This window comes from Leptothoe kymatousa TAU-MAC 1615 (genome assembly GCF_018739865.1).
Classification (GTDB): Bacteria; Cyanobacteriota; Cyanobacteriia; order Phormidesmidales; family Phormidesmidaceae; genus Leptothoe; species Leptothoe kymatousa.
In genome coordinates, this window is record NZ_JADOER010000008.1 from 157,123 (window position 1) to 171,127 (window position 14,005).

13 protein-coding genes are annotated in these 14,005 nt (G+C 50.8%); 4 read left to right on the plus strand and 9 right to left on the minus strand.

Annotated elements, in window-relative coordinates:
• Positions 1 to 208 precede the first annotated feature (208 nt).
• Positions 209 to 994: a DNA adenine methylase gene (locus IXB28_RS09840; protein ID WP_215618407.1), complete on the plus strand. Its 786-nt coding sequence runs from the start codon at positions 209 to 211 to the stop codon at positions 992 to 994.
• Positions 995 to 1,073: 79 nt separating this feature from the next.
• Here the strand turns inward: IXB28_RS09840 and IXB28_RS09845 are convergent, their stop codons facing one another.
• The gene (locus IXB28_RS09845) at positions 1,074 to 1,973 is read right to left on the minus strand and encodes a DUF6473 family protein (RefSeq protein WP_215618408.1); all 900 of its coding nucleotides are present in this window, start codon (positions 1,971 to 1,973) and stop codon (positions 1,074 to 1,076) included.
• Between the two features lie 148 nt (positions 1,974 to 2,121).
• On the opposite strand from IXB28_RS09845, the gene IXB28_RS09850 reads away from it, so the two are divergent.
• Entirely contained in the window at positions 2,122 to 3,138 is a 1,017-nt protein-coding gene (locus IXB28_RS09850; RefSeq protein WP_246559725.1) for a glycosyltransferase family 2 protein, read from the plus strand.
• Positions 3,139 to 3,176: 38 nt separating this feature from the next.
• On the opposite strand, the gene IXB28_RS09855 is transcribed toward IXB28_RS09850, so the two are convergent.
• From IXB28_RS09855 to IXB28_RS09890, 8 genes are all read right to left on the minus strand, one after another.
• Complete coding sequence (locus IXB28_RS09855; protein ID WP_215618409.1) at positions 3,177 to 4,337, minus strand: glycosyltransferase; 1,161 nt, start codon at positions 4,335 to 4,337, stop codon at positions 3,177 to 3,179.
• Between the two features lie 128 nt (positions 4,338 to 4,465).
• Entirely contained in the window at positions 4,466 to 5,503 is a 1,038-nt protein-coding gene (hpsE, locus tag IXB28_RS09860; RefSeq protein ID WP_215618410.1) for a hormogonium polysaccharide biosynthesis glycosyltransferase HpsE, read from the minus strand.
• A gap of 667 nt (positions 5,504 to 6,170) precedes the next feature.
• The gene (locus IXB28_RS09865; protein ID WP_215618411.1) at positions 6,171 to 6,848 is read right to left on the minus strand and encodes a hypothetical protein; all 678 of its coding nucleotides are present in this window, start codon (positions 6,846 to 6,848) and stop codon (positions 6,171 to 6,173) included.
• Positions 6,849 to 7,398: 550 nt separating this feature from the next.
• The gene (hisA, locus tag IXB28_RS09870) at positions 7,399 to 8,172 is read right to left on the minus strand and encodes a 1-(5-phosphoribosyl)-5-[(5-phosphoribosylamino)methylideneamino]imidazole-4-carboxamide isomerase (RefSeq protein WP_215618412.1); all 774 of its coding nucleotides are present in this window, start codon (positions 8,170 to 8,172) and stop codon (positions 7,399 to 7,401) included.
• 128 nt (positions 8,173 to 8,300) lie between these two features.
• On the minus strand, positions 8,301 to 9,122 hold the full coding sequence (locus tag IXB28_RS09875; protein WP_215618413.1) for a SirB1 family protein: 822 nt from the start codon (positions 9,120 to 9,122) through the stop codon (positions 8,301 to 8,303).
• A gap of 26 nt (positions 9,123 to 9,148) precedes the next feature.
• Positions 9,149 to 10,702, minus strand: coding sequence for an NAD(P)/FAD-dependent oxidoreductase (locus IXB28_RS09880; protein ID WP_215618414.1), 1,554 nt, complete (start codon positions 10,700 to 10,702; stop codon positions 9,149 to 9,151).
• A gap of 93 nt (positions 10,703 to 10,795) precedes the next feature.
• Complete coding sequence (locus IXB28_RS09885) at positions 10,796 to 11,767, minus strand: DUF3598 family protein (protein ID WP_215618415.1); 972 nt, start codon at positions 11,765 to 11,767, stop codon at positions 10,796 to 10,798.
• Positions 11,689 to 12,393 carry a DUF2834 domain-containing protein gene (locus tag IXB28_RS09890; protein ID WP_246559726.1) on the minus strand — a complete coding sequence of 235 codons (705 nt, stop codon included), beginning with the start codon at positions 12,391 to 12,393 and terminating at the stop codon, positions 11,689 to 11,691. Before IXB28_RS09890 ends, IXB28_RS09885 begins: the two co-directional genes overlap by 79 nt.
• Before the next feature lie 227 nt (positions 12,394 to 12,620).
• On the opposite strand from IXB28_RS09890, the gene IXB28_RS09895 reads away from it, so the two are divergent.
• Both IXB28_RS09895 and cutA read left to right on the plus strand, forming a co-directional pair.
• The gene (locus tag IXB28_RS09895) at positions 12,621 to 13,532 is read left to right on the plus strand and encodes a pentapeptide repeat-containing protein (protein WP_215618416.1); all 912 of its coding nucleotides are present in this window, start codon (positions 12,621 to 12,623) and stop codon (positions 13,530 to 13,532) included.
• 44 nt (positions 13,533 to 13,576) lie between these two features.
• Positions 13,577 to 13,915 carry a divalent-cation tolerance protein CutA gene (gene cutA / locus IXB28_RS09900; RefSeq protein ID WP_215618417.1) on the plus strand — a complete coding sequence of 113 codons (339 nt, stop codon included), beginning with the start codon at positions 13,577 to 13,579 and terminating at the stop codon, positions 13,913 to 13,915.
• Positions 13,916 to 14,005 lie beyond the last annotated feature (90 nt).

The following is a 14,005-nucleotide window of genomic DNA, read 5'->3' on the forward strand; positions in this document are numbered from 1 at the left end:
CCCTAGCCACAGAGGACTGAGCGGAGTCGTATCGCCCTATGGGCATCGGTAAACCCAACGTGCAGCGTCTCCCTCGGAGTTAGTCCGGCAAAATTGGACGTTATTTAATCGCCATTACTTAGTCACGAAACGTTAATGCTCTAAGTGTTTATCCGGAAATGTTGCTACATCGGTGATTACTACAGTAGGGCATAAACCAAAGGACTCTATGAAACCCTTACTCAAAACAATTCGACCTTCCCACGCCTTAGAAACTATGTTTCAGTCGGTTAGGGAATTTTTACCTGAACAGGACGCGCTTTATGCCGATCCTTTTTGTGGTATTGCTGAGGTTCCGTTTGAGTTGGAACTTAAGAATTGCATTCTTAGTGATAATAACCCTCACTACATTAACCTTTATAGACATGTTCAAAATGGAACATTCTTAAAGGGGAGAGATCGGCTCTCGATTGAGACGGGGACAAAGCGTTCCAAGTGGGCGGACAATCGTGTCAGGTTTAATAAGTTGCTGGCCAAAGGTGAGATAGATACGGCGGAGGCTGCCCAGCTAACCTTTTATCTCAGTCACATTTCCACCTCATTTCGATTTGGTGATGTGGATAATCGCAATCCGCGCAGTAAGATTGTCTTTACTGGCGAACACGACCCTGTGGCTGAATTGCCAAAAGTTGACTGGCAAGCGGCCCAAGCGTTAATGGCAGATTGGAAGCTGCTCAATCTTGCGGATTATACCCACTTTTTCCAGCAGGGCGATATTAAGGAGACCACGCCGCTGGTGGTGAGTGCTCCCATATTTCGGAGACTGCAGTGGGACGGTACGGAGTGGACCGATACGGAGCATAGAGCTTTGTTTGAGCGATTAAACCGTCACTCCGGCGATGTTCTGGTGTTTCATCCTAAGCGCAGTACTATTCAGAGAATTTATTCTCCTTGGTTCAATGGTAATCCGGTGCTGCCGACCCAGCAGCGGGTATTTAAGGTGCTGCCACGGTAGGGTAAGCCGTTGCTGATCTTGGGGCGGCGTGTGTGTCTTGAAGGTCGGCAACGGTGCAATAAGCTTTTAGCGATCGCACTTAAATGCCCAGTAGGGTCTGACAAACGGGCAGTAGCTGTTGGTAAACGCCCTGGTGCATTTCAGGGGAGGGGTAGTAACTGTTGGGGGGCAGAGATTTGCCATCCACCGTGGTGAGGGGCTGGGGTAGGCCGGGTCTGCCCACATATTCCACGTAGCGATCGCACTGGCTTTTTAGCTGGTCCACCATGGCCTGATTCACCAGGTGGGGAAAGTCTCCCAAAAAATTATCCACCCGAGTTTCATGGCGGCGACGCCACAGTCCAACTTTGCCATTGGATATTTTCTCAAGCCAGCGGTTGAGTTTTCGGGGCAAAACGGCGGGGTATACCTCTTGATAGTCAGGAGAACGGACGGAAAACCACAGTAGTATGGTGGGGACTTGAATTTTGTTTAGCAGCTCTATCATTGCCTGGACATAGTTGGCGCGAGTTTCCGCGATCAGCGTTTTTAGAAATGCTGGATCTAGGCCTCGCGGGTCCTGGCCGCTAATCAGTTCGTAAAAAATGATATTCGCCGTTGTTTTTTTCCCATTGCTAAGGCGAATGCCGGAACGGCCCCCGAGGCTGGACTGAAATACAGAATTACTAATACTACGTCCGGACATCACCTGGACCACAGCGAACTTAGCGTTGTTAATTAGGTCCAAGGTTTGAGGATTTTGCAAATAGTATTGGGGCCCCTTGCCACCGGACCCTAAATTTAAGGTGTCTAGCTTGAGCCGCTGCCCCAATAGGGTGGGAAAAGGATGGTGACAATAGCGGCCAAAGGTTTGGGCCGCACCCAAATAGGCAACATAGTCAGGCTGGGTTACCTGGGGGCCGCGCAGGTCTACCCCGGCCAGGCGATACATGTTGTAGTCAATAATCTCTTGGTCCCAGTCCTGATAAAACTTGCCCATTGAGCTACCTGAGGTTGGCCGTAGTTGGTCCCAACTGGGAACATCTTGCTTTACTGAAGGTGTCCAGTTGTATAAGGATAATCTGTTAGGGATATAGACTACCCAAGGGGGCCTAAGTTCTTAGCTGTTGCATTAACAATGGCAAACTTTGAACGTCCTCAACGGGCTTGCCCCAGTCCTGAAAATTAGCACCTTAGTGTCCATGACCTGTGTCAGCGTCATTGTTCCCCTCTATAACAAGGCGGCGTTTATCCGCCGTACCCTCGACTCTATTTTGGCGCAGACGATGCCCGATTTGGAGGTGGTGGTGGTGGACGATGGGTCCACCGATGGGGGGGCCGCCATTGTGGATGGTGTAGACGATGGTCGTATTCGTTTAGTGCATCAAAAAAATCAAGGGCCGGGGGCGGCGCGCAATCGGGGGCTGGAGATGGCCCATGGCGACTATGTTGCGTTTTTAGATGCGGATGATGAGTGGCTGCCTGATTTTTTGGCGGTTACCCTGCAACACCTAAAGCAACGGCCAGACTGTGCCCTGTGTTTGACGGGGCAGTACCGGGGAGAAAATCGCTCGGACTGGGGTAAAACGCTGATGGCCCTGGGCCTAACCTCTGGCCAGTGGCGATTGCCCACCGAGCTATCGCGCGATCAACACAAGCCGAATTTGGATGTGCTCCATTCTGGGGCAATTGTTTGCGATCGCAATGTGATCCATCGCTTTGGTGGCTTTTACGATAAAGACCGCTGCACCTACGGCGAAGACATTTACCTGTGGCTGCAGGTTGTGCTCAACTATCCCATTTATCGCGATCTGCGCCCGCTAATGTGGTATCACACCGAAGCGTCCGATTTGGCGGTGTGGAATCAGGTGCGGCCCCCCTGGCCCATGTTGTTAGAACCTGAGCCCATTCGCCGCCGCTGCCCCCAACCCTACCGGCCAATTTTAGAAAATATTCTGAATACCTATGCGGCCATTGCCGCGTATCGAGCGACAACGGTAGAAGATTTGGCCACCGCCAATCGACTGTTTGAAGCATTTCCCGATGCCCGGCAAGAAATGTTTCAAGACTGGCGTAAACGGGTGGACTACTTGATTGCCAATGTGCCAAATCTCAGACGGACCCTAAAAGGATTTAAGGGCGATCGCTCCCAGCGTCAAAGCTAAAACAAGACTATTAAAAGGCCTTAGGCCCCGCTAGACAGCTATTGCCCCGAGGCCTGTGCGGCATGCTGACTCAGTACCTGGTCATAAACTGTTTCCAACTGGCGAGTATTTCTATGGAGGTCAAAGTTTTTCGCCACATGGGCCTGGCCCGCGCGGGCAAACTTATCTCGCAGGGCCCCATCCTCCAACAACCGACGTATATTTTTCGCCAGCTGTGCCGTATCTTTCTCAGGCCCTAGCAGGCCGGTTTCACCCTGGATAACGGCTTCAGGAATCCCCCCCGTGGCAAAACTCACGACCGGTAGCCCCATGGCTTGGGCCTCCGCAAAGACCATGCCAAATCCTTCCGTATCCCCTGATTTAGCAACAATGCTGGGGCCGCAAAATATCTGGGCTCGATTCATCCAGTGGTGCACCTGTTCCGGGGGCTGTTGGCCCAAAAACTGTACCTGCACAGCCAGCTTGTTGGCTAGGTTTTGCAGTCTCGGTTGCATTCCCCCCTTGCCAATAATCACCAGTTCAACCCCTGGGTGCTGTCGCTGCACCTGGGCCATCGCCTGAATTAAATATTGCACCCCCTTTTTTTCCACCAGCCGACCGACAAACAGGACGATGGGACGCCGCTGCATCGGGGTGGGAGAAAACCGTTGGCGATCGATGCCAATGTAGTGCACCAAAACTTTTTCCGCCGCGGCCCCTCGCTGTAGCAGTTGGTGACGAATAAACTCAGATACTGCAACAATTCGATGGGCCTGGTTTAGGGCCTGGTCTCGCTTGTGTAATATCAAGGTTCGAAAAAAGTCACCCTGATTGCGAACGCTGGTCCACTGAGGCGTTTTACACGTGGCGTCGTAGCCATGGAAGGTCACTACCAGGGGAATGTTCAAGCGCTTACAGATGGGGGCAACCAAACCACCATCACTGCCAAAGTGGGCATGTACCAAAGCCGGATTATAGTCCCTGAGTGCCGTTAACCACCTGGGAGAAACAATGCCGCCCACCTTATATAGGCCTTTCCACAGTCGACTAAATTGAGACAGTTCATCAAAGACGACGGTTTCTTGCTGATTTAGGATGGAATTGAGCCGGCGACTGCCACCATAAAAAGCCTCGTAGTGGCATAGACTCTCGACCTGGGCTGGAATAAATGTTTCCGAATAGGGGAGCAGTTGGTCTCTATAAATTAGAATCCTAGGCATTGGGAGTGGTTAGGCGCTGTTAAGAAACTACTTCACGGTTTAAGTCTGAAAGGCTTGTTACGCCACGATTTTCATCAACAAGGCTATGATTTTGAGTTTTAGCAAACCCTTACGTCCGTAGAATTCAATCAATTTGAAAGAGTTTGAGGTTTCTTCGATGGTTTGTCCTGGCTTTCCAAGGCTAGGGGGTGGCCATGGACTATCGTTTCCGTTGCTGTCAACATTCGCTTCAGACCATACAACGGACTGAACAAGCTACTGACAATTAGCTGTAACTCAGCGGCTGAAACCACATCTTGTTTTAGGTGGCGGTGATGTTTAATCAAATGCAGTAAAAGCTTGCGACTATCATTCCCCATAAATAACAGCGTGATTAAAGGCCTTTTCCATAACGGAATACCCACCATGCGGGTGATATGTTTACTCAGGCCAATGCCATGGAAAAAGCGCAGTAAGTAGCTCCGTTCAAAGCGCCAGCTGGGAATTTGGTGTTCGATGTTCATTTGGGGGTTAAACCATATCTCCCAGCCTGCTTTTTTCAAATGCAGCAGGGCTTCCACATCTTCTCCCTTCCCGGTTAAAGAGGTGCCAACCGGGCCTTGGAGCTGTAACGGGTAGGGAACATGGTCGAGCCAAGCCTGACGTAAAATCACCAACCCTGCCCCCGGAGGCACTAAATTGCTGTTGGCACGCCAGCCAGTGGTAAAACAGACGACTTCATCCCGTTCTACAACCGGGATAAAAGGGGCAATGCGTTCAAAATTGTTAGGGGGAGGGGTTTCATAGCAGGGATGTATTTGGCCACCAAATGCAGCGGCTTGGGGATGGGTCCGACCAAAGTTATAGGCGGCGTCTACCCAGTGGAGACTGGGCACATTGTCATCATCCAAAAAGCCAATCCAGGTTCCTTGGGCTTCTAAAATTGCCCGCTTGCGAGCAAAGGATGCTCCCTGTTGGGGCTCTAAAACATATTTCAGTGGACAGCGAGTCCATGTCTGCTGATAGTGATAGACAATATCGGCTGTGCCATCGGCACTATTATTATCAACAACGATGATTTCCCATTCAAAATCGGTAGATAATACCTGCGCTTGAAGGGCCTCTAAAATTCTAGGTAGAATTGCAGCGCCATTATAAAGACGAATAGCAACCGAAAAATCAGTCATAGATTAAGTGAAGGCTACAACCGCCTGACCCCCTGTAAATATGCTATCCCGTTGTCGTTTACGAAGATCGTTCCTACGCCATTGATGCCCCCAAAGTATTTAAACTATGACTTAAATAGCGGAGGGATGACAATAGTGCCGATAATATGGGCCGAACGGGTTAGAAAGTAGTAAGTACGAACCATCGTTATTTAGCCTGGGGCAGGTTAGAAGACTGGCAATGCCAATGATTCCATGGGCTTGATGCTGAAAAACATCTAGAAAACATAGTGTTATCGGTGCGTTGATAACGCGATATCGGTGCGTTATCAACGCGGTATCGATATTTAGAACAGCTACTTTAAGGTGAATGTGTAATTGCTAAATGCAGCAAATATATAGTGACCTCCTTAACATTACTGATAAAGGTACTCGTCCGATATCGGCTAAATTCTTGAAACTTTAAGCCATTGCTGATTTAAAGGATAAATCTAGCTTCAAAAAGAGGGGAATTTATCGAGGCTTTATAAATAACATGGCCTCGAGAGTCAGAATTTCAAATTACGTGATTGGCACGTAATTGCACCCATAATAAAAAGACCCAAGATTAAGGAACATTGATAAGTGTTCCTTAATCTTGGGTGTGAAGTTTTTTCTGGGGTTGACCGTTGCCAACAGCCCCTTAAATTTACTTCAGCGCTTTTGAACTCATGCTGTACTTACCGCCCCGACCGCGATGCCACTCATTGGTGCGAGCGCCAGCAGACAGAATGTTGGAAACACGATTGCGCGCCTTAAGGAAGGTTGCCTTAGGCATATCACTTTTGAAAATTGCTTCCATAACTTCAGCAATTTTGAAGGCTTCATCGGGCTGAGCCTTCAGGATATTAGCAACAACGTCGGGTAAAGGTGTTTTGCGGAAAGGATCTTGAACGTAGCGCTGCCAGTTGGGGGATTTGCCACCACGGGGCTTCCGAGAAGACGTCGCTGTCTTTGTTACGGTGGCAGCAGCAGCCTTAGCCACCTTGGTCTTTTTAGGGGCAGCAGCTTTTGCAGCTTTGGCGGCTTTTGCAGCTTTTACGGCAGCCGTTTTAGCAGAGGGCTTGCGACCACGACGCTTACCGGGTTTCTTGACTGGAGCAGGCTCGGGCTCACTGACATCAACGCTCGCAACAGCGCTGGATAGAATCTGAGTAACACTGGCGGCAACACCGTTGCTGTCGCCACCACCTTCAAATAGACCGATAACAGTCTGTAGGCCTTTGCGCTTTTCTTCAGTTTCTGAGATTTGCGCGTTTAGTTCTGCGATTTGAGAAGCAAGTTGGGATTCAACTTCCTTGAGCTGATCAAGGACATTAGTAGCCATATTGGAAAAACCTCACTTTGTTGCAATGAATGGAGTGATATTTGAGAAAGACAATCTCGTTGGTTCTCTAATTCTACAGAGATATACCACTAATTCAACAAGTTTTTAACACCAAAAAGATACCCAAACATAAAAAAGTAATATCATGGCACTTTTTTGGGGGCCGTGAACAACCTCATCTTTTACTGTTCTCCATGCCTAAATTCGGCTGTTTTGAAGAGCCTGTGGCGGCCAAAAAATGCTTGAAACAAACCTGAAAACTACTGTGGGTATTGGGTTTTTCGTTTTGAGTGTCCGTATTCAAACTTGATAAATGTTGGACTGATGGGGGCGGAACTATTTCGATAATGGATTGATTGTTCTAGCTAATACCACTTATTATTTTTTCGGAAAGAATCTTGGAGATGACCTTAAAAATTAGGGAAAATTAGATGACAGAACAATGGAAACTGTTAACTATCACCCCCTGAACTCCTTTTAAAAACAACAAAACTAGTTCAGACGAACTAGTTTTGTTGTGGTTTTTGATATTTGTTTTGACTGTTTGAATCTATCCCCAGCGACTTGAGTCTAGATTGGGGGGAACATCTTGGAGCCTGCCTGGGCCAATGGCTTTAATGGCTTCTGAAAGGTCGATATTGTCGGTGTAGAGGGCTTTGCCGATAATCACACCGCTAACCCCCAGGGGCGCAACACCCAGCAGGCTGAGAAGATCGCTCATGGAACTCACACCGCCAGACGCGATGACAGGGGTGTCAATTTTTTGGGCTAACTCTCTAAGGGCTTCTAGATTAGGCCCCTTGAGAGTGCCATCTCGTTTGATGTCGGTATAAATAATGGCGGCGGCCCCTAAATCTCCCATGCGTCGGGCGAGATCGTCTGCCATGACGGTGGATGTCTCAATCCAGCCGCGGGTGGCAACTCTACCGTCGCGGGCGTCGATCCCCACGAAAATACGACCGGGAAATTCTTGGCTGAGTTCTCCTACTAGGTCAGGGTTTTCGACTGCAACCGTGCCTAAAATTGCGTACTGCACCCCCAAGTCGAATAGTTCTTTCACGCGGTTGCGATCGCGTAAGCCCCCACCCACCTGCACCGGCACATCAACGGTCTGAACAATTGTGCTAATGGCCTGCCAGTTCTCTGGTTTCCCGGCCTTAGCCCCATCCAGGTCAACAAGGTGGATGCGGGTGGCTCCCTGGTCAGCCCAGCGCTGGGCAACAGCCACCGGATCGTCATCGAAGACCTGGGACTGTTCATAGTCTCCTTGAAATAAACGAACACAGCGACCACCGAGTAAATCAATGGCAGGGATCACATCCATAGGTCAGAGTCCACCGTTAGAACAAGCAATGGTTCAGATTGTACAGAAAAAGACGATCCTACGGAGACAGGGACGCCAAAACAGGAGATGGGCTGGCGGGTAAGCGGTAAACAATCGCACCCACGGGGCTAAAGGTTGTCTGTAATATTATCGAGAAGCTGTAAAATTTGCTCCCGGTCCGGGGCTGTTGGTCGATGGCGTAGGTAAATTTCCAGGTCGCTACGGGCCGCCAACAAGTTTTGCAACTGATAGTGAATTAAGCCCCGGTCACGGCTATTGCTGGGTTCCCCAGGCAACAGCATCAGCAAGTAGTCAAGAATGATGAGGGCGTGGGAAAAATTTCGCTGATTTAGATAAATCAACTTTAAATTGTTCAGCAACCTGGCTAAAAAGGCTGGTGGGGCAATGGTTTGGAGATAATTACTGTCCCAGGCCGCATTGGCCACACACAGCCGTTGGAAAATCGCCTGACAGTCTGCTGGAAATAGGATTTCTCCTTGGTTAAATGGGTCCACATAGACGTCCATGTCAGCCACCGTAGGCCGGACTAAAAAGTGCCCCGGCATGCCCACCCCTGCCATGGGAAAGTCTAAGCGCTGAGCTACTTCTAAATACACCAGTGCCAGGGTGATGGGGATACCCAATCGTCGTTCTAACACTCGATTCAGGTAGCTGTTGTCAGGGTCGTAGTAGTTGATTTGGTTGCCCCTTAATCCACATTCTGTGTAGAGCTGCTGGTTAATGGCTTGAATGGTTTTCAGGGGATAGGCGGAAAGCTGGGGCCGAATGGCCTTGGCCATGGCATCCAGTTGTTGGTAACACTGCTCGGGTTCCAAGTCAGGATAGACCTCCTGGGCCGGACAGAGGGCCGCTGCGGCAAGATTTAGGGAGGGTGATTGGGCAATAAGCTGTCGGAACCGTTGTCGGGCTGGGGAGAAGCTGAGGGCCATGGGCGGATGCAAGGGGGTGGTCGATGTTAGGGCTGGGGATGGCGGTCGTAGTCACCGCCGCTGCCGTAGAGCAGGGACTCTCGCCAGCGTTGCCAATAGTATCCGTGGGCAGGCTGTGGGTCGCTTAGGAGGCGATTCAAGCCGCTGTAAACGGCCAGGCTAAGGTAGTGCCCGGTCCAGTCTAGAACAGCCGGAATCCCTACCTGGGGAAGAATCTTGGCCACCAGGCCAGGATGGTATATGGACGTGCGCAGCAGCGTTTTCGCCAGGGGGCCAAATTGCACCACATCCTGAAGAAAGGGGCGGAGAATGGGATCTCCCAGGGCCGCCATGTCCTGAAAAATGGTGGTTAGCAGGGTATTGATTTGGTCGCTGTCCAGGGATTGATCTGTTCTGAGGCTCATGGCTTTTTGAAATAGCCAGGTGACAGCAATATTGGGCTGGTAGGGTTGTAGCCAGGCCAGGGCAGAAGCACTGAGCTGATCCTGTTTGAGGGCATCGTCAATGCCGAATGTGAGCCGGTTCAGGTGCCGCACCATGGCGCCAAATCCACCGAAACTCAGGGGAGATTGGTGGCCACTGGCATCTCCCACCGCCAACATTCGATCCCACTGAAACCGGAGGGGACTCTGGCGATAGGCTGGAAAAAAGCCGAACAGGGCCCGTTTAAAGGTGAGGGTGTCGAGGTTAACGCCCTGGTAGGTGGGTAACAGCTCAAAATAATCGTCAAATAGCTTTTCTAGGGTAATGCGATCGGGGTGGGCGTCGAGATAGGTGAATAAATACGTAGTACGGCCATCTTTGGCGGGAAAGGCCTCCCAAAAATATTGACACTGATTTTGAATGGGGGTGAAGGAGGTGATTAAATCGCCGGTTTGGTTGTGTTCATAGCCGGTAGCACAGGTGCCGACAACGAGGCAGACGGCATCCGGTGTGGCCCCCTGGCGAGCCTGTTGCACCATGGGGGAAAAATGCCCCATGGTGTCAATTAATAGTCGGGTGTTGAGGGTGGTGTCCCCAGCCTGTACCCGTACTCCGTTAGGCGCTACACAGGCCTTGGAAAAAGGGGTGTTTTCCAGTAGTTCTCCACCGGTAGCGATGAATACCTGTTTGAGGGTTTCTAGTAGATATACGGGATCGACACCAATGTTGAGAACATCTTCAACCCATAGACTTTCACCGCCGTCAAATTGAATACGGGCCGGATTGTATTCGGTTGCGATCGCCCTGGTCAGTTCCTCTTCCGTTAATAGACCTAACTCAACAAATGTTCGTAGTTCGCTGCGAGAAATATTCCACTCCTGGTCACGCCCTTTGAGCACCCCCCGTTCTAATAGCGCTACTTTCCAACCCTGTTTTGCCAAAGAAGCTGCTAACAAAATACCCAGGGTGCCACCGCAGATCACCACGTCGTAAACGTCTGTTGCTTCATCTACGACCAAAGCCGTACTTTGGCTTTCCACCACCGTTGGCGTTGGCAGCTTGCCGTGGCGATAGCGGTGCCATAGGGCATCGGCCCGTTGTAGTCCCTGGTAAGGATTCCCAGGAATCGTTTGTAGAATGGTTTGGGTATGGGGCATGGACAGTTTTAGAACAAGGTGAGTTTGGCAGAGGGGGTAGCGGGAAAAAATCCCCACCAGGGTCCCATTGTTAGCAGGCAATCGTTGGCAGACTTAAGATTGCGCGTTCCGAGTCTCTAGGGCGAGGCCTGTGCCTAGCCAGTTGCCTTGGGCATCATAATGTCGCACCAGGCGCTGTCTTTGGTGGGGCGCTAGATACCAACAAATCTCTAACTGGACCGTTTGGTCTCGAGGTAGCTGGGGACAGACGGTACAACTTACCCCGTGGGGTAATAGCCAATACTGTTTGGGATGGTCTACGGCTTGCCAACGGTGATGGTCTAACGGCTTAAACCTCCGTTCTTGGGGGGCGTCCGCCAGCAGCGTGTCTGAGATGACAACTTCTTCCCCAGACATGTGGGCCTGCCAGTGGCTTGTCGTCACTTGAGGCGGCGCCATGGTGGCCGGGAAATAGACAGTTTCCCCGTGCCAGCTGCCCAGCAAACTGTTGATTTCCAGCGGCAGTGTTTCAGGGGCAGCGGGCCTGTGGGCCCAATGGGGCACCCGATATTCTGGGATAAGGGTGACATACTCCAAATTGTGGTCCCCGTTAGCAGTGCCGTTATACAGCTGCACCAGACGCATCCGACGATGGTCTGATAGCAGCGAGAACTCCGCCCCAAAACTACTCCACGGGCGGCGCTGCATGGCCCCTTGCGAAAAGGCCCCCGTTGGGAAAAAACAGATGTACGGGGCGGCGCCCGGATACCCCAGGTCTCGCTCCATAGTTTGGGTGGGTTCCCCCGCAGGGCTGCGCTTCAGCACCAGGGTCATGTGTTCATTGGGGCGATCCTCCGCCAGGGTGAGCACACTGGGCGTGTCCCGTTGCCAAACAGCCATTGGAGAAAACTGTCTAAACCATCCCTGCCATTCGCCAATATTTTTGCGGATATAAAGCCACTGATCGTGATGCCATGGATCGGTAAGTGGGGTGTTGGCAAACTGCATTAAGGCTTTGGCGTAGGAGAACAGGGGGCCGCTGGACGCAGGGCTAAATAAAGTGCCGGTCCCAATAGCGGTAGCCACGAGAGACCTCGCCAGAAGGGAGCGACTTGACGGCGCGCCATGTCATCCCACATCAGCCTGGGGGTGAGCAGGCTGAGCATGCAAAAGTCTAAGCCCATGACATGGATAAACTGGCTGGAGACAAACTGGTCATAAAAATTTTGCAGGGTGGCGTAGCCATGGCCAGAGGTGACGCCATAGGTCAACAACAGCACCATTGAGATCGCTACACCTAGGCCCACAAGACGATGATTTAAACCCCTCAGCAATGGGCTATCGTCTGGACGCTGGGGGAGATGGTGGGTGGACTGGCGCAGGGCCAGGTAGGGCATCAGGGCAAAGGCCCCCAGGGCAAAAGAACCTAGAACAAACGGCCAGGCCGGAATAGATTGATCACGACCATCGCTCAGAGCGAGGGCGGCATAGACCACGGGCCATAACCCCATGAGATTAAACAAAACCACCACAGCCGCATTGAGATCGCCCCATTGACCCGTGGAAAGTTGTCCAATGGTTTCTAAGGTGTCGGGGGCACTGGGGGGAGACAAAAAAATTGCATAGATGACAAAACCTAGCCAAAGGCTACCTAGGGCCAAAGACTGCCATTGTCTGGCTAAAAAAAGATTAATGGCTGGGGGGGACGTCATTATTGAGCGGGTGTAACAGGTATGTTGAAAGTTCAGAGTTTCTTAAGTTTTAAGTTGGTATATCAACCAACATCAACCATCGCTCCCATTGTACGTTGTGCCGTTTACCCTAAGAAATGTCGTTAGCGTGGATCGATAAATCAAACATCAAATCCAACCTCCTCGCCAGCGTCACTAAATTGCGATTAACCCATTGCGGTTAATCAGTATTAAGGTCCTAATCTGCAATGAGAGTTCACGAGTTTCTGCAGTTATACGAATCCGGTCGCCGAAATTTCCAGGGCATTAATCTAAGTAGTGCTGACTTATCCGGTCGTATCCTAGTCAATGTTGATTTTTCTGGGGCTAATTTGGTGGGGGCTAACTTGAGCCGAGCCTTTCTCACCAAAGGTCAGTTTGTTAGCGCCCAGCTCCAGCGAGTGAATTTTCGATTTGCCAAATTGAGCGAAACGAACTTTCGTCGAGCTAATTTGACAAAGTGTAATGGCGATGGTGCCTTTTGGGTCAAGTCTGATCTTTCCCATGCCAGACTGAGCGGGGCGCGCCTGGCCTATGTGAATTTTCGTCAGAGCTGTTTACACGGGGCCAATGTTTCAGGCGCTGCCTTAGCGGGGGCTAATTTGCGAGAGGCCCAGCTGAAGGGGATGAATTTGGCTTGGTCCAACCTGCACGGGGCTAAGCTCTATGGGGCCACTACAGATGCCATGCAATGCATTGGCGTAAACCTAGAAGAGGCCAAACTGAATGGGTTGAATTTTCAAGGGTGTGATTTAAACGGGGTGAATTTCGCCTATGCCCACATGAAGGGTATCAATTTACAACAGGCCAATCTCACCGCCGCCAACCTATCCCATGCCCAGATGCAACACGCGAATTTACATCAGGCTGTGTTGGCCGGTGCCAATTTATCCCACACCCAATTACAACGGGCCTATTTAGTTGGTGCCAACCTGACCCGCGCCAACCTGGAACAAACAAATTTTACCGGGGCCATTCTGACGGATGTCATCGTTCAACATGGGGTGCTGTCCCATGCTCAAAGCCATAACCAATCCCCAGAGAGGACCTCAGTGTCCCCATCTGCGGCAAGAGTTTCCGGTTGGGCTAGGCAATTTTCTTCCCATATGACAGTCAGGTAGGCGGTTGCATAATTTAGGGTATTCTTCTGGGACAAATTTAGGCTATGGTGTCACCCACTCAACTGGGCTTAGTGCTGGTTACAACCTCCTCGGAAGCAGAATCTCGTAAAATTGCTGAACATTTACTGGGGGCACACCTAGCCGCTTGTGTCACCTTCACACCGGTTCAGTCGATTTACCGTTGGCAGGGCAAGATTCACCAGGATGCCGAGTATCAGCTCGCAATCAAAACGGATCTGGCGCTGTTTGATCAAATCGCTCACCAAGTTCGGCAGCTCCATAGCTATGAGCTGCCTGAAATTATTGCTGTTCCCTTCGCTGACAGTACATCGGACTATGGCCAGTGGATTAGGGAACAATTAGAAAAAGACGTTGGTGGCTAACGTTGGCGACGGCTAAAATTTGGTAGTCCTAAAGACGTAAGGATAGGGTAGTGTATAGCCATAACATCATGCATCGTCTTTATCATGTCA